The organism is Shinella sp. AETb1-6, from assembly GCF_009826875.1.
Taxonomy (GTDB): Bacteria; Pseudomonadota; Alphaproteobacteria; order Rhizobiales; family Rhizobiaceae; genus Shinella; species Shinella sumterensis.
This window is the reverse complement of the sequence record NZ_WUMM01000002.1, coordinates 105,393-123,441: the sequence shown is the minus strand read 5'-3', so window position 1 is coordinate 123,441 and position 18,049 is coordinate 105,393. Positions and strand designations below refer to the sequence as shown.

Genomic DNA, 18,049 nt, shown 5'->3' with positions numbered 1-18,049 from the left:
GCGGATAGCGCCTCGTTCATCACCAACACCAACCCCCGGCGCCCGTGCCTTACAGGCACATCAGGAGTTTCAATGTCTCAAGCAAACCCCACGCGCGAAGATTTCGCAGCCCTTCTGCAGGAATCCTTTGCGTCCAACGATCTCGCCGAAGGCTATGTTGCCAAGGGTATCGTTACCGCGATCGAAAAGGACGTCGCCATCATCGACGTCGGCCTCAAGGTTGAAGGTCGCGTTCCGCTGAAGGAATTCGGTGCCAAGTCCAAGGACGGCACGCTGAAGGTCGGCGACGAAGTCGAGGTCTATGTCGAGCGCATCGAAAACGCGCTTGGTGAAGCCGTTCTGTCGCGCGAAAAGGCTCGCCGCGAAGAGAGCTGGGCCAAGCTCGAAGTCAAGTTCGAAGCCGGCGAGCGCGTCGAAGGCGTCATCTTCAACCAGGTCAAGGGTGGCTTCACCGTCGATCTCGACGGCGCCGTTGCCTTCCTGCCGCGTTCGCAGGTCGACATCCGTCCGATCCGCGACGTCACGCCGCTCATGCACAACCCGCAGCCCTTCGAAATCCTCAAGATGGACAAGCGTCGCGGCAACATCGTCGTTTCGCGCCGCACGGTCCTCGAAGAGTCCCGCGCCGAGCAGCGTTCTGAAATCGTTCAGAACCTCGAAGAAGGCCAGGTTGTTGACGGCGTCGTCAAGAACATCACCGATTACGGTGCGTTCGTCGACCTCGGCGGCATCGACGGCCTGCTGCACGTCACCGACATGGCCTGGCGCCGCGTCAACCATCCGTCGGAGATCCTGTCCATCGGCCAGCAGGTCAAGGTTCAGATCATCCGCATCAACCAGGAAACCCACCGCATCTCGCTCGGCATGAAGCAGCTCGAGTCGGATCCGTGGGATGGCATCGGCACGAAGTACCCGACCGGCAAGAAGATCTCCGGTACGGTCACGAACATCACCGACTACGGTGCGTTCGTCGAGCTGGAGCCGGGCATCGAAGGCCTGATCCACATCTCCGAAATGTCCTGGACGAAGAAGAACGTTCACCCCGGCAAGATCCTGTCCACGAGCCAGGAAGTCGACGTGGTCGTTCTCGAAGTCGACCCGACGAAGCGCCGCATCTCGCTCGGTCTCAAGCAGACCCTCGAGAACCCGTGGCAGGCCTTCGCGCACAGCCACCCGGCTGGCACGGAAGTCGAAGGCGAAGTCAAGAACAAGACCGAATTCGGTCTGTTCATCGGCCTCGAAGGCGACGTGGACGGCATGGTGCACCTCTCCGACCTCGACTGGAACCGTCCGGGCGAGCAGGTCATCGAGGAGTACAACAAGGGCGACGTCGTCAAGGCTGTCGTTCTGGATGTTGACGTCGACAAGGAGCGTATCTCGCTCGGCATCAAGCAGCTCGGCAAGGACTCGGTCGGCGACGCCGCCGCTTCCGGCGACCTGCGCAAGAATGCCGTCGTCTCGGCTGAAGTCATCGCGATCAACGACGGTGGCATCGAAGTGAAGCTCGTCGGCCATGAGGACCTCACGTCCTTCATCCGCCGCGCTGACCTTTCGCGTGACCGTGACGAACAGCGTCCGGAGCGTTTCTCGGTCGGCCAGACCGTCGACGCCCGCGTCCTGAGCTTCTCGAAGAAGGATCGCAAGATCCAGCTTTCGATCAAGGCTCTGGAAATCGCTGAAGAGAAGGAAGCCGTCGCACAGTTCGGTTCGTCCGACTCGGGCGCTTCGCTCGGCGACATCCTCGGCGCGGCTCTGAAGAACCGCAACAACGCCGAGTAAGCCTCGCTTGCTTTGAAATGAAGAGCCCGCGGAGAGCGATCTCCGCGGGCTTTTTCTTGGGCCTCCGGTTCAGGTCCAGTATTCGCCAAGCTTCTGGTAGAACACGAGTCCGGGCTCGATGACGCCGACCATATCCGCCGTCTTTTCGCGCCGCCGCGCCATGTCGGGACTTTCCGGCTCGCTCTCACCGGTTTCGCCGTCCGCGTCCGCCGCGGGCTCTTCGCCGGACCGGTCATCGCCCTCCAAGCCGTCGTCTTCCGCCGCCTCTTCGCGCTCGGCCTCGCGGTCGTCTCGCCACTCGGTCTCGTCTTCCGCGGGAAGGTAGGGAACGAAGGCGAGGGGCACGCCTTCGCGCAGCGGCAATGCCGCCAGCAGCCGCTCGGGTGTCGCATCGGCGATTGTTGCCTGCGCGGCCTCGCGCGTCTGGGGCAGCGCAAGCGGCTTTCCGTCGTCATCGGCGGCTTGCGGCAGAGAGGTCGGCTGCTGTGCCGCCTCCGTCGCCGACTTGGCGGACTTTGCCGCGCTTTCGACCGCCTCCTCGGGCAAATCCGCGGAGGCCAGTGCTATGTCCTGCTCTGCGGAAGGATCGAGCGGCCGATCGAGCAGGGCGCGCAGAAAGTTCGCCTCCTCCGGGGATAGGGTCTCCATCAACTGCGTCACCGCCTGCATCAGAAGGGCGGGCGGCATGTCGCGCGCAACGGCTTGCAGCACGGTGCGGGCGAGGACCTGGCCGACGGCAAGCTGGGCCCGCCCGGCCTGGCCCCCTCGCCGCGCGGCGGGCAGCGTCGTCTCGATGTCCTCGGCATCGCCCATATGACGGGGGGCTGCTTCGATGGTCTCGACAGGCTGTCCGGCGGCGCGGCCGGCGGTGAGGGGCGGGCGGTTCTCGGCTTTCGGCAGGCTGCCGGGGTCGGCCGGCAGGCGGCTGGTCGCCGTCGTCGGCTGGCGGGCCGCATCCGCATCGCCTGTCCGGCCGGCGATGGTGCTGGGCCGGCCGGTATCGAGGTCGAACACGCGCTTCAGCGCCGACTGGAGGGCGCGGATATCGCCGGCCACGGGGTCGGCGAGCGGCGGCGTGCCCTGCCGTGCAACGGCCGCCAGCTGCTGCGCGGTCAGGCCCACCGGGCGCGCCTGCCGGTCGTTGGGCGGGGTGGACAGGGCTGCCGTGTTCACATTCGCCGCGATGATCGTGGCGAGCTTCTGCGCGTCCGGCCCGTTGGGATTGCGCACGATCTCCATGAGGGTTCGTGTCGGCATGGATGACAGCACGGTGTTGATCAGCTTCTCGACGGCAGGCCGCAGCTCCGGCGGCAGCTTGGCCAGGAGGTCGGCGAGCTTGCGGCCGTTTTCGCCCTCCCGTCCCGGCGCCGTCTTCAAGGCGGTAAGCAGCGTCTCGAGCAGGTCGCGGCCGGCATTCGGCTCCGCGGCGGGCGGCATGTGCTTCAGCATGGTCTCGATGAGGCGAAGCAGCACGTCTGCGCGCAGATTGGCAAGCGTGGCGGCGCTCGGCACCGGGCGGGCGGCGGCATCGGACGACACGCCCGCCGGAAGGGCGGAGGCGGTCTGGGCCGTGCCGGTCGTCGGTGCCACGCGCGGTAGCATGCCTGCCTCCTTTGCCGATGCCCTGCGCACCGCAGGAGCTTGCCAAGAATGGTCCATCGTTCGTCGGATGGCGCATCATGCGCGACGCTGCTGCTGATGAGCTTCGACCCGGCGAACCGGGTATTCATGCGGGAGGCGGCGGGTAGACCGGCAATGCACTGAACCGCTGACTGGGCCGGACGGGAAAACCCTGGACTCCGAACAACCTGTGATTCCTACATTTGACAGTTCATGGTTAATGAAACACTAACGAACCCGGCAACGCGCCCTCACGCGCCGTCCGAAACGGCTCTTGCCCCTTATGCTCGGCTCGCGTAAATCTTCGCGGCACTTGCGGGCTGGAACTGCGGATGCGGCGGAGACCTTTCGATGAACCTCACCAACCTCATCCTCAACACCGACAGCTACAAGCTGAGCCATTACCTGCAATATCCGCCGGAAACGCGCGCGATCTCCTCCTATGTCGAGGCCCGCGGTCACTCCGATCACGCGGAAGTGGTGTTCTTCGGCTTGCAGATGTTCCTGAAGGCGTATCTCGCCAAGCCGGTGACGATGCAGGATGTGAACGAGGCGGAAGAAATCGTCCTCGCCCATGGCCTGCCGTTCAATCGCGAGGGATGGATGCATATCGTCAATCGCCATGGCGGTTACCTGCCGCTCCTCATCGAGGCGCTGCCGGAGGGCACGATGGTTCGCCGCGGTGTGCCGGTCGTGCAGGTGGTGAACACCGATCCCGCCTGCTACTGGCTGACATCCTATATCGAGACGGCGCTGCTGCGCGCCATCTGGTATCCCAGCACGGTCGCCTCGAACTCCCGCAAGGTGAAGCAGATCATCCGGCCGATTCTGGAAAAGACCTGTGACGATCCCGATTCCGTCCTGCCCTTCCGCCTGCACGATTTCGGCGCGCGTGGCACGACGAGCCTGGAGCAGGCCGGCATCGGCGGCGCCGCGCATCTCGTCAACTTCATGGGCACGGATACGGTGACCGGGGTTCTCTATGCGCGCCGCTACTATGGTGCGCAGATGGCGGGCTTTTCCATTCCCGCCTCCGAACATTCGACCATGACCTCTTGGGGCCAGGACCGCGAGGCGGATGCCTACGCCAACATGATCGACAAGTTCGGCGCCAAAGGCCTCTATGCCGTGGTCTCCGACAGCTACGACATCAACAATGCCGTCGCGGAGATCTGGGGCAAGCAGCTGAAGGAGCGTGTGCAGACCGCCGGCGGCACCCTCGTCGTGCGCCCAGACAGCGGCGATCCGGTGGAAACGCCGGTGCAGGTGGTGCGCCAGCTCGCCTATGCCTTCGGCACGCATCTGAACGGCAAGGGCTACAAGGTCCTCGACAACAGCGTGCGCGTCATCCAGGGCGACGGCATCTCGTCGTCCGATATCGCTCTGATCCTCGGCCGGCTGGAAGCCTTCGGCTTTTCCGCCGAGAACATCGCATTCGGCATGGGCGCTGGCCTGCTCCAGCGCGTCAACCGCGACACCTATTCCTTCGCCATGAAGGCCAATGCCCGGCAGGATACATCAGGCACCTGGCATGATGTCTACAAGCGCCCGGCAACCATGAACCTGAAAGCCTCGAAGGCCGGCCGGCAGGCGGTGGTGGAAGGCTATATCGGGCTGGAGGCCGCGCGTGTCGATCAGCTCGCGGGCCGTGCCAACATGCTGCAGCCGGTGTGGCGCGACGGGGAGCTTCTACAGGACTGGACCTTCGACGCGGTACGCGCCCGCGCCGCCTGATCCCTTGCATCCGCGCGCCGGCCGCTCCATCTTTTCCCCATGACGGGAGATCGAAGATGACGGTTCGTCCGCCCCAGGCACTTGCCCCTTCCTTCACCAAGGAAACGGGTCTCAATATCCTTGAATATGAACTGATGTCGGAGCGGGCGGATTCGCTCGGACGGCACGGGCTGAAGGTCGAGAAGGCACTGGCGCTGCTTTCCGAGCGCCTTGCCGCCGGATGCCCGCCCGAGGAACGCGACGCCCTGCTCGACGATGCCGCCGACAAGGTCTGGGCGTTCTTCATTCAGCGCGAAATGTGCGGCCTGCGCAGCCAGAAGGACGCGATCAGCCGTTACGGCATTCCGCCCGAGGTCATCGCCCGGCTGGGGATCGTGCGCAAGAAGGCTTGAGCCTCAGGCGACGAGCTGGCGCGTGATCAGGTCGTAAATGCCGTTGTCGTCCACGCGCAATGCGAAGATTTCCTTCCTGGCATCTTCCCGCTCGGCCTTCTCCTCGTTGCCGGCGGCATCGAGGTTTCGCACCGCATCTTCCGTCGTTTCGACCTGGTCGCTTGTGTGCTCAGAAGAGGAGGCATTCGAGGAGGACGCCGTCTTTTCCGGGCCGTCGCTCGCCTGCGCACCGGCGGCCAAGAGCTGGATCGTGTCGAGGGCGTCCGTCGTCGCGTCGCCCGACGTCTTCGTCTCGGGCCTCGGTTTCGTCGCCTCCGCGTGGGCGCGACCGATGGCCTCCTGGAGGTCTTTCACATCGTCGAGCTTTTCGCCGGCTTCCAGCGCGCGGATCGTCTCTTCCCGCTCCTTGCGGACCTCCGCATCCTCCACGCGGGTCGGATCGGGCCGCACCCGTTCGAGCTTAAGCTCCTCGATGGATTTCGGATCGGCGGTATCCTCCAGACGCGCGAGGATCTTGCGCATTTCGGGCGTGAGGGACTTTTCATCCTGCGCCTTCTGCGCAAGGGCATCCTTCACGCGCTGGGCTTCGGCGCCGTAGGGATTGCGGATGGCGGCAACGAGATCGGTGGCCTCGAGGCCGAGGTCATCCAGCCCGCTCTTCTGCTCGAGCGTCGACACGGTCTCCGGCAGTTCGCCGCGCTGGCGTGTCAGCAGGTTGGAGAGGCGCTTCTCGAAATCCGCGTCCGGCTCATCCTCGCCCTGCGACACACCCGCCGCAGCGGCAAGGCGGGCGACGAGGTTGGCGGCGGCATCGTCCGCGTTCCCCTTGATCGCCAGCTGCACGGCCGACAGGCTCGTGCCGAGGGAGGTGAGCGTTACATTCTGATTGCTGCCCTTCGCCGGCAGGGAAATCTTTCCGATCAGCGCCAGCTGATCCGTGAGGCGCTGGGCGAATTGCCGGCCTGTCTCGCTGTCGCCCTGGCTGATGCCCAGCATCGCGCTGAAGCGGGAGACCAGCTTGGCGAGCGTATCCTGGCCGCGGGTATTGTTGCCGAAGAAGTGCTCGTTGATGCGCGCGTTGGCCTGCCGCGCGGTATCATCGGACGCGACCTGCGCCTGCTGGCGTTTCAGGACGTCGTCGTCCTTGCGCCCGCTCGCCTTCTCTGCTTCTTCGCGCCGGCGCTCCTCGAGCGTCTCGGCGATCGATTGCATGGCCGATACGGCCGCGCCTGCTTGCGCGCTCTGCAACGGTGTCAACATGGCAGCCTCCAGTCTCCCGGAGGATAGACCGGCCTCGTTAACCGGCCGTTAAGCCTGTAACGCCTGATTTCCGGGGCTTTCGGCCGCCGGAAAGGCTCAGCTGTGCGCGAAAATGTCCGTCTCTTCCCAGCCGAGCAGGTCCAGCTTGGCGCGGGTCGGCAGGAAGGCGAAGCAGGCTTCGGCATGGGCAAGCCGACCGTCACGCACGAGGCGGGCATTCAGCTTGTCGCGCAGCGCATGCAGATGCAGCACATCCGAGGCGGCATATTCGAGCTGCGCGGGCGAAAGCGTCTCCGCGGCCCAGTCGGACGACTGCTGCTGCTTGGAAATGTCGACGTCGAGCATTTCCTTGAGATTGTCCTTCAGGCCATGACGGTCGGTATAGGTCCGCGTGAGGCGCGAGGCGATCTTGGTGCAGAAGACCGGCGTGGTGGTGACGCCGAAGGTGTGGAACAGCACTGCGATGTCGAAGCGGCCATAGTGGAAAATCTTCTGGCGGGACGGATCGGCGAGCATGGCGACGAGGTTCGGCGCATCCTTCTGGCCTGCGGCGATGCGGATGACATCGGCCGTGCCGTCGCCGGGAGACAGCTGCACCACGCACAGCCGGTCACGGCGCGGGATGAGGCCGAGCGTCTCCGTGTCGATGGCGATGGCGCCGGTATAGCGCGCGGCATCCGCCGCCGAAATGTCGCCTTCATGATACCGGATTGCACTTGCCATGAAAAACCCCATCTATGTCTTAGCTGTCGAATTATCCGCAGGCCTATAGCGCATGTTGCCAGCCAGCGGTATCTCTTTATGGATTGCGAAAGGCCGGCTTTGCCGGGAAGACGATGAAGATAAGCGCCGCCCTCGTCATGATAGCCGTTCTGGCGTCCCCGCCCGTCGTGCAGGCGCAGGTGTTCGAAAACCTGCCCGGCGTGGTGCCGAGCGATGCGACCGACGCCTATAGCAGCAAGGGTGACATGGTCTGCGAGCAAAAGGTGGATGTGCGCCGCAGCGGCAGCCGCCACTGGCTCCCGCGCGATGTCTATGTCTGCGAGAAGAACGGCATTTCGTCGAGCAGCACCGTGCTCCCGCCGTCCAGCATCCGCGCGCTGCGCGGCCTCGGCTACTAGTCGCGGCCCTTCGGTTCTCGTGCTACCACTCGTGTGGAACGATCCGGAGGAGACATGACCGACAATAGCCTGCCATTGGTGATCAGCGCGCCCGAGCCGCGCACACTGGACCTTATCTTCACGCCCGCGGCGCGCGCCGAGCTGCACCGCACCTACCGCATCGTCGAGGCCGATCCCGACAATATCGCCGGACTCGGTGACGCGGTGCTGGCGCAGGCGCGCTACATCATCGGCCAGCCGCCGCTGTCGGCCGAGACGCTGGCCCGGATGCCGGCGCTGCGCGCCATCCTGAATGTCGAGAGCAATCTCATCAACAACATGCCCTATGAGGTGTTGTTCGCGCGCGGTATCCATGTCGTGACGACGGGGCAGGTCTTTGCCGAGCCGGTCGCCGAGCTCGGGCTTGCCATGGCGCTGAACCTCGCGCGCGGCGTGATCGATGCGGATGTGGATTTCCGCGAGGGTCGTGAATTGTGGGGCGGGGAGGGCAATGCCTCCGCACGGCTTCTGTCCGGGTCGGATATCGGCATCATCGGCTTCGGCGATCTCGGGCGTGCGCTGAACCGCGTGCTATCCGGCTTCCGCGCGAGGATCCGCGTGTTCGATCCCTGGCTGCCGCCGTCGCTGCTGCGGGAAGCGGGCACCGAGCCGGCGTCCCTTGCGGATGTCCTCACCATGAGCGACTTCGTTTTCGTCGTGGCATCGGTGACCAGCGACAACAAGGGCTTTCTGGGCGCTGACGCCTTTGCCTCGATGCGCAAGGGCGCGGCCTTCATCCTGCTCAGCCGCGCCGACGTAGTGGATTTCCCGGCGCTGATGAATGCCGTCGGTTCCGGGCATATCGTGGCGGCAAGCGATGTCTATCCCGAGGAGCCCTTGCCGCTCGACCATCCGGTGCGCCGTCTCAAGGGCTTCGTGCGTTCCGCCCACCGCGCCGGCGCGCTCGACGTCGCCTTCAAGAGGATGGGCGACATGGTGCTGGAGGATATGGCGCTGATGGATCGCGGACTGCCGCCGATGCGCTGCAAGCGCGCCGAGCGCGAAACCGTATCGCGCATGCGCTCCAAACCGGTGAGCGTCAACTGATGCAAAAGGCCGTGGTGGTGTCCCGCCACGGCCTTTTGTTTCGCAAGGGAAAATCAGGCCCGCTTGATCACCTTGATCAGCACGAGCAGGACCACCGCACCGATCGTCGCATGGAGGATGGCGGCGAGGATGCCGCTGCCCAGGCTGACGCCGATGGCGGGAAAGAGGAAACCGGCGATGAAGGCGCCGACGATGCCGACGACGATGTTGCCGATAAGGCCAAAGCCGAAGCCCGAAACGATAAGGCCTGCGAGCCAGCCGGCAATGGCGCCGACGATCAGAAATACGAGAATGCTTTCGATGCCCATGATGTGCTCCCTATGACAGCTGAAGTCTGTCGGGACTGAATCTGGCAGTCTCTGCAAGGAAAGCAAGGGGCTGGCAGCGAAATCTCGCCGCTCAGAAGACCCGTACTTTTCCAGGCGCGCGCGTCGCGTCTATGTCGATCAGAAGATAGATTGCCGCAAGCGTGGTTGCTGCAATCAAAGTGGCGCCCAGCCCCAGAACAATCATTGTCCGTTCCTTCTGACGTCATTGCCAGTTGAGGACTTGTTGTACGCGCGCGAGCTTGCGCGGGGCTGATGTGAGAGGAAGCCACGTTAATTTTAGCAAAGCCAGAAGCTGCCAATGAACTATTAACCTTCAGGCAAGGAATTAACCATAAACATGGCTTTACACGTCGGAATGGGAAAATCGCCTTTTCTCACCCAGGCATGATGCCGAACCGTCGTACCGGGTCTGAGCCGGTATTCGAGTCTCATCGAATTTGATCATGGATCGACGGGCGGCATGCTCGTGCGCCGGAATTCAGGCGGCACGCCGCCGCGTGGCCACGGCCCGCGGGCCGGCCTTCTCCCCATGTGACAGTTCAGACGTCCGCCCGAAACGGCGGCCGGGCATTGTTGGTTTGGAGCGGATTGGTGCAGGAAATGCCGGCAGAACAGGCTCGAACGGGACAGGCAGCCAGCCTGCGCGACCGTTTGCGTTTTGCCGGGATGGAGACCGCCCACGGCGATGCGCTGCGCCGCCACCGCCAGACCCTCGAGCGCCACGTCGAAACCGCGCTGCGCGATCTCTTCCAGCGTTTCCAGACATTCCCCGATGCCGCCAGGCATTTCCAAAGCGAGCGCCAGATCGATCGCCTCCACGATCTCCAGAGCGCGCATTGGAACGTGCTGACCGACGCCCGCTTTGACGGGCTTTATGCCGAGCGGGTCAAGGTTCTCTCCGACAGCGAAAGCCAGATGGGCCTCGATCCGCGCTGGCGCATCGCCGGCCACGCGGTCGTCATGGAGACGGTCGTCAACGGGCTGATCGAGGAATACTGGCCGAAATCCATCCTGCCCGGCGCCGGCAAGGCCCGTCGCAAGGAACTGGCCGAGCTCGTTTCCGCCTTCCTGCGCACGGCGATGATCGATGCGGAAATCGGTGTGTCGCTCCGCTTCAACGAACTGCGCCACAGCCACCACAAGGCGCTCGCCGAGCAGCGCCGCGAAGACCGCGCCGAACTCGACCGAGTCTTCGGCAATACGATCCGGGGCCTTTCCCAGCTTGATTTTTCGGGCCGCGTCTCAGGCGAGATGCCCGATGCCTGGCGCGACATGGCGGAGACGCTGAACGCAGCGCTTGGTGAAATCCAGGCGCATCTTTCCTCGGCCGCCGCGCGCGCTGCCGAAGGCGATCGTCTTGCCGGCACGCTTGCCGATGGCGCCCATGCGCTTTCCGTCCGCTCGGGTGAGCAGTCGGCCACCCTGCTGGAGACCGCAAACGCGCTTGGCGGCATCGTCGAACGCGTTCGCCAGACGCTTGCCGAAACCCGCAAGGCGCAGTCCGCCGCGCTGGCGACGCAGGATTCGGTCACCCGGAGCGGCAGCATCGTCGGCGAGGCCATGTCGGCCATGGCCGATATCGAGGCTTCCGCCGAGAAGATCGGCCAGATCATCGGCGTGATCGACGAGATCGCCTTCCAGACGAACCTTCTCGCGCTCAATGCCGGCATCGAGGCCGCGCGCGCCGGCGACAGCGGCCGCGGTTTCGCCGTTGTGGCGCAGGAAGTGCGCGCGCTTGCCCAGCGCTCCGCCGATGCCGCGCGTGAGATCAAGCAGCTGGTGACGGGCACGAAGGCGCAGGTCGAAGCGGGCGTCGAGCACGTCCACCGCACCCAGGATGCCATCGGCAGCATCGTCCGGCAGGTCGAAGGCATCAACGAAGCGATCACCGGCATCGTGCGCGAAAGCGCCGTCGATGCCGAGGGCCTGGAAGGCGTGGCCGCCGGCATCGACCGCGCGGGCCGTGCGCTCGAAACCGATGCCGGGGACGCCGGCCGCGTCGGCGCCATGGGCGGCGATCTCCATACGGTCATCCTGGAGCTCGGCCGCACGATCCGCGCATTCCGCGTCGCCGCACCCCGCGAGGAGCGCGCCGAACGTTTTGCACAAGCGGCGCCGCGTGCCGTCGCGCGGGATATCCCGGCTCCGGCCGCTCCGCTCGATTTGCTGACGGCGCGGGCCGTCGGCCATGGAGGTTGAGATGACGAGCAGACGTCCCCGTCACTGGTTCTCCACGGCGCGCAGCCGGTCCTCGGAGGAAAACCAGCCGCCCGCACCGCGCAACACAATCTCGGTTTCGCTCAGACGCAGACAAGGAACACCGTAATGGCGAGCAAGAAAGCCGCTCAGAAAAGTCTAAGCCTTGCCCCGGTTCTCGATCTCAACGAGGCGACGGCGCTGCATGCGCAGCTCATGGGCCTCAAGGGCGGCCCCCTCGTCATCGACGCTTCGGCCGTCGAGCGCGTCGGTGCGCTCTGCGCGCAGGTTCTGATGGCCGGCGCGAAGAGCTGGGAAGAAGACAAGCAGTCGTTCACCTTCGCCAAGGTGTCCGAGCCGTTCATGAAAACCATGCAGCTTATCGGCGTGAACATTGATCACTTGCTGGCACAGGAGGCTAGGCAATGAAGAAGAAAGTACTGACCGTGGATGATTCCCGGACAATCCGGAACATGCTTCTCGTCACGCTCAACAATGCGGGCTTCGAGACCATCCAGGCCGAAGACGGTGTCGAGGGCCTCGAAGTTCTGGAAACCTCCAATCCCGATGTCATCGTGACCGACATCAACATGCCGCGCCTTGACGGCTTCGGCTTCATCGAGGGCGTTCGCCGCAACGAGAAGTTCCGCGCGATCCCGATTCTCGTCCTGACGACGGAAAGCGATGCGGAGAAGAAGAACCGCGCACGCCAGGCCGGCGCCACGGGCTGGATCGTCAAGCCGTTCGACCCGACCAAGCTGATCGACGCAATCGAGCGCGTAACCGCCTAATTCACGAAGTCCGGGATTCCTGCCGATGGATATGAACGAAATCAAAGAGATCTTCTTCCAGGAGTGCGAAGAGCAGCTCGCGGAATTGGAATCCGGGCTTTTGAAGCTGAATGACGGCGACCGCGATCCCGAAACGGTCAACGCCGTTTTCCGCGCGGTCCATTCGATCAAGGGCGGCGCCGGCGCCTTCGGTCTCGACGATCTCGTTTCGTTCGCCCATGTGTTCGAGACGACGCTGGATTGCGTTCGATCCAACAAGCTGGAACCGACCCAGGATGTCCTGAAGGTCATGCTGAAATCCGCCGACGTGCTGGCGGACCTCACCAATGCCGCCCGTGACGGCGGCAGTGTCGATGAAGCGCGCAGCCGCACGCTCATCCGTGAACTGGAGGCGCTCGCGCACGGCGAGACGCATGCCGCGGAACCCGCTGCACCGAAGCCGGTTGCTGCCGCATCGAAGCCGGCCGAACCCGCACCGGTCGTCGCAAAGCCCGACGTCAATGACGAGGGTTTCCAGCCGATCCCGTTCTCCTTCGGCGATTTCGACGAGGAGCCGGCTGCGCAATACGTTCCGACCTGCCAGATCGTCTTCCGGCCCAACCGGGAACTCTATGCCAAGGGCAACGAAGCCGTACTCCTGCTGCGCGATCTTTCCCGCCTCGGCGAGATGAGCGTCTACTGCGACATGGACCGGCTGCCGCCGCTGGACAAGATGAACCCGGAGGAGGCCTATTTCTCCTGGAAGGTGTCCGTCACCACCGACAAGGGCGAGGACGGCGTGCGCTCCGTCTTCGAATTTGCCGAATGGGACTGCGAACTCGATGTCCGCACGGTCGAGGAAGAGATCGTGGGTGAAGCGGCCGACGATGACGAGCCGCCGATGCAGGCCGTTCCTTTCGATCTTTCGCTGCTTGAGGACGGCCCGGCCGCCGGCGGCGAGGAAGAGCCCGTTGCCAACGAAAGCGACACGGCGGCCGCCATTGCCGCCGCCGACACCGCCAGCAAGGTCGCACAGGTCGCAAGCCGCGCCGCCGAAAACGCCAAGGCGGCAGCCGCAGCCGCCACGGCCGCGCAGGCAAACCAGGCATCCGCTGCCGGCCAGACCATCCGTGTCGACCTCGATCGCGTCGACCGCCTGATCAACCTCGTCGGCGAGTTGGTGATCAACCAGGCCATGCTCTCGCAGAGCGTGGTCGAGAACGACAACAACGGCGTCAGCTCCATCAATATGGGCCTCGAGGAGCTGCAGCAGCTCACCCGCGAGATCCAGGATTCGGTGATGGCGATCCGCGCGCAGCCGGTGAAGCCGGTGTTCCAGCGCATGGCCCGTACCGTCCGTGAAATCGCCGACATCACCGGCAAATCGGTTCGCCTCATCACCGAGGGCGAGAACACCGAAGTCGACAAGACCGTCATCGACAAGCTCGCAGAGCCGCTGACGCACATGATCCGCAATGCGGTCGACCACGGCCTGGAAATGCCGGAGAAGCGCGAGGCACTCGGCAAGAACCCCGAAGGCACGGTCCGCCTGACCGCAAAGCACCGCTCGGGCCGCATCGTCATCGAGCTTGCCGATGACGGCGCCGGCATCAACCGCGAGAAGGTGCGCCAGAAGGCGATCGACAACGACCTGATCGCCGCCGATGCGAACCTGTCCGACGAGGAAATCGACAACCTGATCTTCCACGCCGGCTTCTCCACCGCCGACAAGGTGTCGGACCTCTCCGGCCGCGGCGTCGGCATGGATGTGGTCAAGCGCTCCATCCAGGCGCTCGGCGGACGCATCTCCATCTCGTCCAAGCCCGGCCAGGGTTCGGTCTTCACCATGAGCCTGCCGCTGACGCTCGCCGTGCTCGACGGCATGGTGGTGACGGTCGCCGGCCAGACGCTCGTCGTGCCGCTGACGGCCATCGTCGAGACGCTCCAGCCGGAAGCCTCCGCCATCCATTCGTTCGGCGCCTCGCAGCGGCTCATCTCGATCCGCAATTCGTTCTGCCCGCTGGTGGATGTCGGACGGATCCTCAATTTCCGTTCTACGCAGGCCAACCCGATGGACGGCGTTGCGCTCCTCGTGGAATCGGAAGGCGGTGGCCAGCGCGCCCTCATGGTCGATGCGATCCAGGGTCAGCGCCAGGTCGTCATCAAGAGCCTCGAGGCCAACTACACCCACGTTCCCGGCATTGCGGCTGCGACCATCCTGGGCGACGGCCGTGTGGCTCTTATCCTTGACGTCGACGCCGTTGTCGCCGCGTCCCGCGGCCAGCCCCTTCGCCAAGACATCTCGCTTGCTGCCACCGGTTGAGACGCCATGACGTACGCGGTCAAGAATCTCATCGACGGACATGAACTGATCGCCTTCCGGATCGGCGACCAGGAATTCTGCGTGAACATCATGTCCGTGCGGGAAATCCGTGGATGGACCCCGGCGACGCCAATGCCGCACGCACCGCCGCATGTGCTCGGCGTGATCAACCTGCGTGGCGCGGTGCTGCCCATCATCGACATGTCGCAGCGTCTCGGCATGAAGCGCACCGAGCCGACCGTCCGCCATGTCATCATCGTCGCGCAGGTCGGACCGGCGGCGGTGGGGCTGCTCGTGGATGCAGTGTCGGACATCCTGACCATCACGGACGAAAACATCCAGCCCACGCCCGACATCGCGAACGAGACGGAGAAGGCCTATGCGCGCGGCATTCTCGCGATCGAAGGCCGCATGATCTGCCTCATCGACCTCGGCGTCCTGTTCCCGCATATCGAAAGTGAAGCCGCATGACCTATTCTCCGGCCATCGATACAAGGCAATCTCCGGACGAATGCCTCGCAAGCGGTGAGTATCCGCTGACGCGTCGCGACCTCTCGGAGATCGCGGCGATGATCTATGCGGATGCCGGCATCTACCTCAACGAGACGAAGGCCTCGCTCGTCTATTCGCGCCTGTCGAAGCATATCCGCCAGCTCGGCCTCAAGGGCTTCCGGGACTATTGCGCGCTTGTGTCCTCTCCGGAGGGTGCCGGCCCGCGCAAGGAGATGCTGTCGCATCTGACGACGAATTTCACGCGCTTCTTCCGTGAGAACCATCATTTCGAGCATCTTCGCAGCGACGTGCTGCCGGAGCTCCTTGCCCGTGCGCGCAACGGCGGCCGCGTGCGCATCTGGTCGGCGGCCTGCTCCGACGGGCAGGAACCCTACTCGATCGCGCTCACGGTACTCTCGATGATGCCGAATGCGGCGGATTACGATTTCCGCATCCTGGCCACCGACATCGACCCCAAGATCCTGGCGATCGCCCGCTCCGGCGCCTATGACGCGACGGCGCTCGAAACCGTCGAACCGGCGATGCGCAAGCAGTTCTTCCGAGAGACCGAGATCGCCGGCCGCCAGAAATGGCAGATCGACGACCGGGTGAAGCGCCTCATTACCTTCAACGAACTGAACCTGATGGCCCAGTGGCCGTTCAAGGGGCCGTTCGATGTCATCTTCTGCCGCAACGTCGTCATCTATTTCGACGAGCCGACGCAGGTGCGGATATGGTCCCGCTTCGCCGACATGCTCGCCGACAACGGCCATCTTTACATCGGTCATTCCGAGCGCGTTTCGGGCGATGCGAAGGGGCAGTTCGACAATATCGGCATCACGACCTACCGCTACACGGGCAAGAACAGGGGGAGGGGCGCATGACGGCACCCGCACGCGTACTTGTCGTCGACGATTCACCGACCATGCGCGGCCTGATCACGGCCGTGCTCAACGCCGATCCCGACGTGACCGTCATCGGCCAGGCCGGCGACGCGATGGAAGCCCGCAACGCGATCAAGCAGCTCGATCCCGATGTCGTGACGCTCGACATCGAGATGCCGAACATGAACGGGCTGGAGTTTCTCGACAAGATCATGAAGCTTCGCCCCATGCCGGTGATCATGGTCTCGACCCTGACCCATCGCGGTGCCGAAGCGTCCTTGATGGCGCTGGAGATCGGCGCGTTCGATTGTGTCGGCAAGCCGCAACCGGGCGAGGTTCGTCCCTTCGGCGACCTTGCAGAGAAAGTGAAGGCGGCCGCCCGCTCGCAGCGCCGGTTGCGCACCGATCCGCCGCCCATCGCGCCAGTCGCGGTGCATGCCAGTCCCAGCACCTACAGGCCCGGCCGCAAGATCATCGCCATCGGCGCGTCGACAGGCGGCGTGGAGGCTCTAATCACGGTTTTGCAGAAGTTCCCGGTGAACTGCCCGCCGACCGTCATCACCCAGCATATGCCGTCGACCTTCACCAAGAGCTTCGCCGACCGTCTGAACAGGCTCTGCGCGCCCGTCGTGCAGGAGGCCACGGACGGCGCGCGCCTGGAAATCGGCAAGATCTACCTGGCACCCGGTGGCGAGCGTCACCTGCAGGTCGCCAATCCGCACGCCCCCTGTTGCCGTCTCGTGGACCGCGATCCCGTCAACGGTCACCGTCCTTCGGTGGATGTGTTGTTCGATTCGGTTGCGGAACTTGCCGGCCGCAACGCTGTCGGCGCCATTCTCACCGGCATGGGCCGGGACGGTGCGGCGGGACTTTTGAAGATGCGCCACGCCGGGGCGCGGACCATCGGCCAGAATGAGAAAACCTGCGTGGTTTATGGAATGCCCAGGGTCGCTTTCGAGCTGGGCGCCGTGGAACACCAGTTTCCACTCTCCTCCATCGGCGAGGAAATCCTGAAGATCACTGCGGCCATAGAGAAGGAAGCGAACAATGTCTCTCGCTGAAAAAATAAAAGTCCTGATCGTCGACGATCAGGTGACCAGCCGTCTGCTTCTGGGTGATGCCCTGCAGCAGCTCGGCTTCAAACAGATCACGGCGGCCGGCGACGGTGCGCAGGGCATGGCCATCATGACCCAGCAGCCGCACCATCTCGTCATCTCCGACTTCAACATGCCGAAGATGGACGGGATCGAGTTCCTCCAGGCGGTGCGGTCCAACCCCACCACCAAGAAGGCGGCCTTCATCATCCTCACCGCGCAGGGCGACCGCGCGCTGGTGCAGAAGGCGGCCGCGCTCGGTGCGAACAACGTTCTGGCCAAGCCATTCACCATCGAAAAGATGAAGGCGGCGATCGAAGCCGTGTTCGGGGCATTGAAATGATATCAGATGCCGCGGCCCGCCGCGTCCACGTCATCCAGGGCGAGTACAAGGTCGTCAACGATCCGAATGTGGTGTTGACCACCATCCTCGGTTCGTGCGTGGCCGCCTGCATGCGTGACCCGGTCGTTGGCGTCGGCGGCATGAACCATTTCCTGCTGCCGGGCTCTGCCGGGGCGCTTGCCTCGGGCGGTGACGCCACACGCTACGGCGTCCACCTGATGGAGCTGTTGATAAACGGCATGCTCAAGCAGGGCGCGCGACGCGACCGGCTGGAGGCAAAGATCTTCGGCGGAGCAAGGACGATGGCGCGCTTCTCCAATGTCGGGGAGCAGAATGCGCTCTTCGCGCGGCAGTTCCTGACGGATGAAGGCATCAAGATCGTCGGCGAAAGTACGGGTGGCGAATACGGCCGAAAGTTGGAATACTGGCCTTCGTCGGGCCGCGCCCGGCAATATGCGCTGACGGGCGTGGAGACGCAGAAGACGGTGGCGCTGGAACAGCGTCCCGTGCCTGTCGCCAAACCGGCGGAAAGCTCGATCGAATTCTTCTGAGCGGCGGGGGCGTCGCGAGGAAATGCAAGTGTGACGTGATTGCGTACCGGCAGTGGCAACAGCGCCGCCGGGCGT

General features: G+C 64.3%; 18 protein-coding genes. 14 read left to right on the top strand and 4 right to left on the bottom strand.

Annotated features, from left to right (window positions below):
- The first annotated feature begins 72 nt into the window (after positions 1-72).
- Positions 73-1,779: a 30S ribosomal protein S1 gene (gene rpsA / locus GR158_RS03855; RefSeq protein WP_134649648.1), complete on the top strand. Its 1,707-nt coding sequence runs from the start codon at positions 73-75 to the stop codon at positions 1,777-1,779.
- Between the two features lie 69 nt (positions 1,780-1,848).
- On the opposite strand, the gene GR158_RS03850 is transcribed toward rpsA, so the two are convergent.
- Positions 1,849-3,381, bottom strand: coding sequence for a hypothetical protein (locus GR158_RS03850; RefSeq protein WP_160870074.1), 1,533 nt, complete (start codon positions 3,379-3,381; stop codon positions 1,849-1,851).
- A 369-nt stretch (positions 3,382-3,750) separates the two neighbouring features.
- Between GR158_RS03850 and GR158_RS03845 the strand changes: the two genes are divergently transcribed.
- Both GR158_RS03845 and GR158_RS03840 read left to right on the top strand, forming a co-directional pair.
- Complete coding sequence (locus GR158_RS03845) at positions 3,751-5,133, top strand: nicotinate phosphoribosyltransferase (RefSeq protein ID WP_160870073.1); 1,383 nt, start codon at positions 3,751-3,753, stop codon at positions 5,131-5,133.
- A 56-nt stretch (positions 5,134-5,189) separates the two neighbouring features.
- Positions 5,190-5,525, top strand: coding sequence for a DUF6665 family protein (locus GR158_RS03840; protein WP_160870072.1), 336 nt, complete (start codon positions 5,190-5,192; stop codon positions 5,523-5,525).
- A 3-nt stretch (positions 5,526-5,528) separates the two neighbouring features.
- Here the strand turns inward: GR158_RS03840 and GR158_RS03835 are convergent, their stop codons facing one another.
- Both GR158_RS03835 and GR158_RS03830 read right to left on the bottom strand, forming a co-directional pair.
- Positions 5,529-6,785 (bottom strand): hypothetical protein, encoded by a 1,257-nt coding sequence (locus GR158_RS03835; protein ID WP_160870071.1) that lies wholly within the window; start codon positions 6,783-6,785, stop codon positions 5,529-5,531.
- Positions 6,786-6,881: 96 nt separating this feature from the next.
- On the bottom strand, positions 6,882-7,508 hold the full coding sequence (locus GR158_RS03830) for a ribonuclease D (protein WP_134649652.1): 627 nt from the start codon (positions 7,506-7,508) through the stop codon (positions 6,882-6,884).
- 113 nt (positions 7,509-7,621) lie between these two features.
- Between GR158_RS03830 and GR158_RS03825 the strand changes: the two genes are divergently transcribed.
- Positions 7,622-7,906: a hypothetical protein gene (locus GR158_RS03825; RefSeq protein ID WP_134649653.1), complete on the top strand. Its 285-nt coding sequence runs from the start codon at positions 7,622-7,624 to the stop codon at positions 7,904-7,906.
- A gap of 54 nt (positions 7,907-7,960) precedes the next feature.
- Positions 7,961-8,992: a hydroxyacid dehydrogenase gene (locus GR158_RS03820; protein WP_160870070.1), complete on the top strand. Its 1,032-nt coding sequence runs from the start codon at positions 7,961-7,963 to the stop codon at positions 8,990-8,992.
- 53 nt (positions 8,993-9,045) lie between these two features.
- On the opposite strand, the gene GR158_RS03815 is transcribed toward GR158_RS03820, so the two are convergent.
- Complete coding sequence (locus GR158_RS03815; RefSeq protein ID WP_134649655.1) at positions 9,046-9,300, bottom strand: GlsB/YeaQ/YmgE family stress response membrane protein; 255 nt, start codon at positions 9,298-9,300, stop codon at positions 9,046-9,048.
- 621 nt (positions 9,301-9,921) lie between these two features.
- Here GR158_RS03815 and GR158_RS03810 point away from each other — a divergent pair.
- The 9 genes from GR158_RS03810 (at position 9,922) to cheD (ending at position 17,974) form a co-directional block, all read left to right on the top strand.
- Entirely contained in the window at positions 9,922-11,520 is a 1,599-nt protein-coding gene (locus GR158_RS03810) for a globin-coupled sensor protein (protein WP_246665543.1), read from the top strand.
- 126 nt (positions 11,521-11,646) lie between these two features.
- A complete protein-coding gene (locus GR158_RS03805; protein ID WP_160870069.1) occupies positions 11,647-11,946 on the top strand; it encodes an STAS domain-containing protein in 300 nt (99 codons plus the stop codon).
- Positions 11,943-12,308 carry a chemotaxis response regulator CheY1 gene (gene cheY1, locus GR158_RS03800; protein ID WP_134649658.1) on the top strand — a complete coding sequence of 122 codons (366 nt, stop codon included), beginning with the start codon at positions 11,943-11,945 and terminating at the stop codon, positions 12,306-12,308. The genes GR158_RS03805 and cheY1 overlap by 4 nt, the downstream gene beginning before the upstream one ends.
- Before the next feature lie 25 nt (positions 12,309-12,333).
- Positions 12,334-14,610, top strand: a complete 2,277-nt coding sequence (locus GR158_RS03795) for a chemotaxis protein CheA (RefSeq protein ID WP_160870068.1) — start codon at positions 12,334-12,336, stop codon at positions 14,608-14,610.
- 6 nt (positions 14,611-14,616) lie between these two features.
- Positions 14,617-15,081, top strand: coding sequence for a chemotaxis protein CheW (locus tag GR158_RS03790; protein ID WP_134649660.1), 465 nt, complete (start codon positions 14,617-14,619; stop codon positions 15,079-15,081).
- On the top strand, positions 15,078-15,986 hold the full coding sequence (cheR, locus tag GR158_RS03785) for a protein-glutamate O-methyltransferase CheR (protein ID WP_134649661.1): 909 nt from the start codon (positions 15,078-15,080) through the stop codon (positions 15,984-15,986). The genes GR158_RS03790 and cheR overlap by 4 nt, the downstream gene beginning before the upstream one ends.
- The gene (gene cheB, locus GR158_RS03780; RefSeq protein WP_160870067.1) at positions 15,983-17,047 is read left to right on the top strand and encodes a protein-glutamate O-methylesterase CheB; all 1,065 of its coding nucleotides are present in this window, start codon (positions 15,983-15,985) and stop codon (positions 17,045-17,047) included. Before cheR ends, cheB begins: the two co-directional genes overlap by 4 nt.
- Positions 17,034-17,423, top strand: a complete 390-nt coding sequence (locus GR158_RS03775) for a response regulator (RefSeq protein WP_134649663.1) — start codon at positions 17,034-17,036, stop codon at positions 17,421-17,423. Before cheB ends, GR158_RS03775 begins: the two co-directional genes overlap by 14 nt.
- Entirely contained in the window at positions 17,420-17,974 is a 555-nt protein-coding gene (gene cheD, locus GR158_RS03770) for a chemoreceptor glutamine deamidase CheD (RefSeq protein ID WP_160870066.1), read from the top strand. Before GR158_RS03775 ends, cheD begins: the two co-directional genes overlap by 4 nt.
- Positions 17,975-18,049: the final 75 nt, after the last annotated feature.

What these genes read in the sequence shown, in the direction of transcription:
- GR158_RS03805 (WP_160870069.1), top strand. Translation starts at nt 11,647, where the DNA reads ATGGCGAGCAAGAAAGCCGCTCAGAAAAGTCTAAGCCTTGCCCCGGTT.
- cheB (WP_160870067.1), top strand. Translation starts at nt 15,983, where the DNA reads ATGACGGCACCCGCACGCGTACTTGTCGTCGACGATTCACCGACCATG.
- GR158_RS03830 (WP_134649652.1), bottom strand. Translation starts at nt 7,508, where the DNA reads ATGGCAAGTGCAATCCGGTATCATGAAGGCGACATTTCGGCGGCGGAT.
- rpsA (WP_134649648.1), top strand. Translation starts at nt 73, where the DNA reads ATGTCTCAAGCAAACCCCACGCGCGAAGATTTCGCAGCCCTTCTGCAG.
- GR158_RS03825 (WP_134649653.1), top strand. Translation starts at nt 7,622, where the DNA reads ATGAAGATAAGCGCCGCCCTCGTCATGATAGCCGTTCTGGCGTCCCCG.
- GR158_RS03790 (WP_134649660.1), top strand. Translation starts at nt 14,617, where the DNA reads ATGACGTACGCGGTCAAGAATCTCATCGACGGACATGAACTGATCGCC.
- GR158_RS03775 (WP_134649663.1), top strand. Translation starts at nt 17,034, where the DNA reads ATGTCTCTCGCTGAAAAAATAAAAGTCCTGATCGTCGACGATCAGGTG.
- GR158_RS03850 (WP_160870074.1), bottom strand. Translation starts at nt 3,381, where the DNA reads ATGCTACCGCGCGTGGCACCGACGACCGGCACGGCCCAGACCGCCTCC.
- GR158_RS03820 (WP_160870070.1), top strand. Translation starts at nt 7,961, where the DNA reads ATGACCGACAATAGCCTGCCATTGGTGATCAGCGCGCCCGAGCCGCGC.
- GR158_RS03840 (WP_160870072.1), top strand. Translation starts at nt 5,190, where the DNA reads ATGACGGTTCGTCCGCCCCAGGCACTTGCCCCTTCCTTCACCAAGGAA.
- GR158_RS03835 (WP_160870071.1), bottom strand. Translation starts at nt 6,785, where the DNA reads ATGTTGACACCGTTGCAGAGCGCGCAAGCAGGCGCGGCCGTATCGGCC.
- GR158_RS03845 (WP_160870073.1), top strand. Translation starts at nt 3,751, where the DNA reads ATGAACCTCACCAACCTCATCCTCAACACCGACAGCTACAAGCTGAGC.
- GR158_RS03815 (WP_134649655.1), bottom strand. Translation starts at nt 9,300, where the DNA reads ATGGGCATCGAAAGCATTCTCGTATTTCTGATCGTCGGCGCCATTGCC.
- cheD (WP_160870066.1), top strand. Translation starts at nt 17,420, where the DNA reads ATGATATCAGATGCCGCGGCCCGCCGCGTCCACGTCATCCAGGGCGAG.
- GR158_RS03810 (WP_246665543.1), top strand. Translation starts at nt 9,922, where the DNA reads ATGCCGGCAGAACAGGCTCGAACGGGACAGGCAGCCAGCCTGCGCGAC.
- cheY1 (WP_134649658.1), top strand. Translation starts at nt 11,943, where the DNA reads ATGAAGAAGAAAGTACTGACCGTGGATGATTCCCGGACAATCCGGAAC.
- cheR (WP_134649661.1), top strand. Translation starts at nt 15,078, where the DNA reads ATGACCTATTCTCCGGCCATCGATACAAGGCAATCTCCGGACGAATGC.
- GR158_RS03795 (WP_160870068.1), top strand. Translation starts at nt 12,334, where the DNA reads ATGGATATGAACGAAATCAAAGAGATCTTCTTCCAGGAGTGCGAAGAG.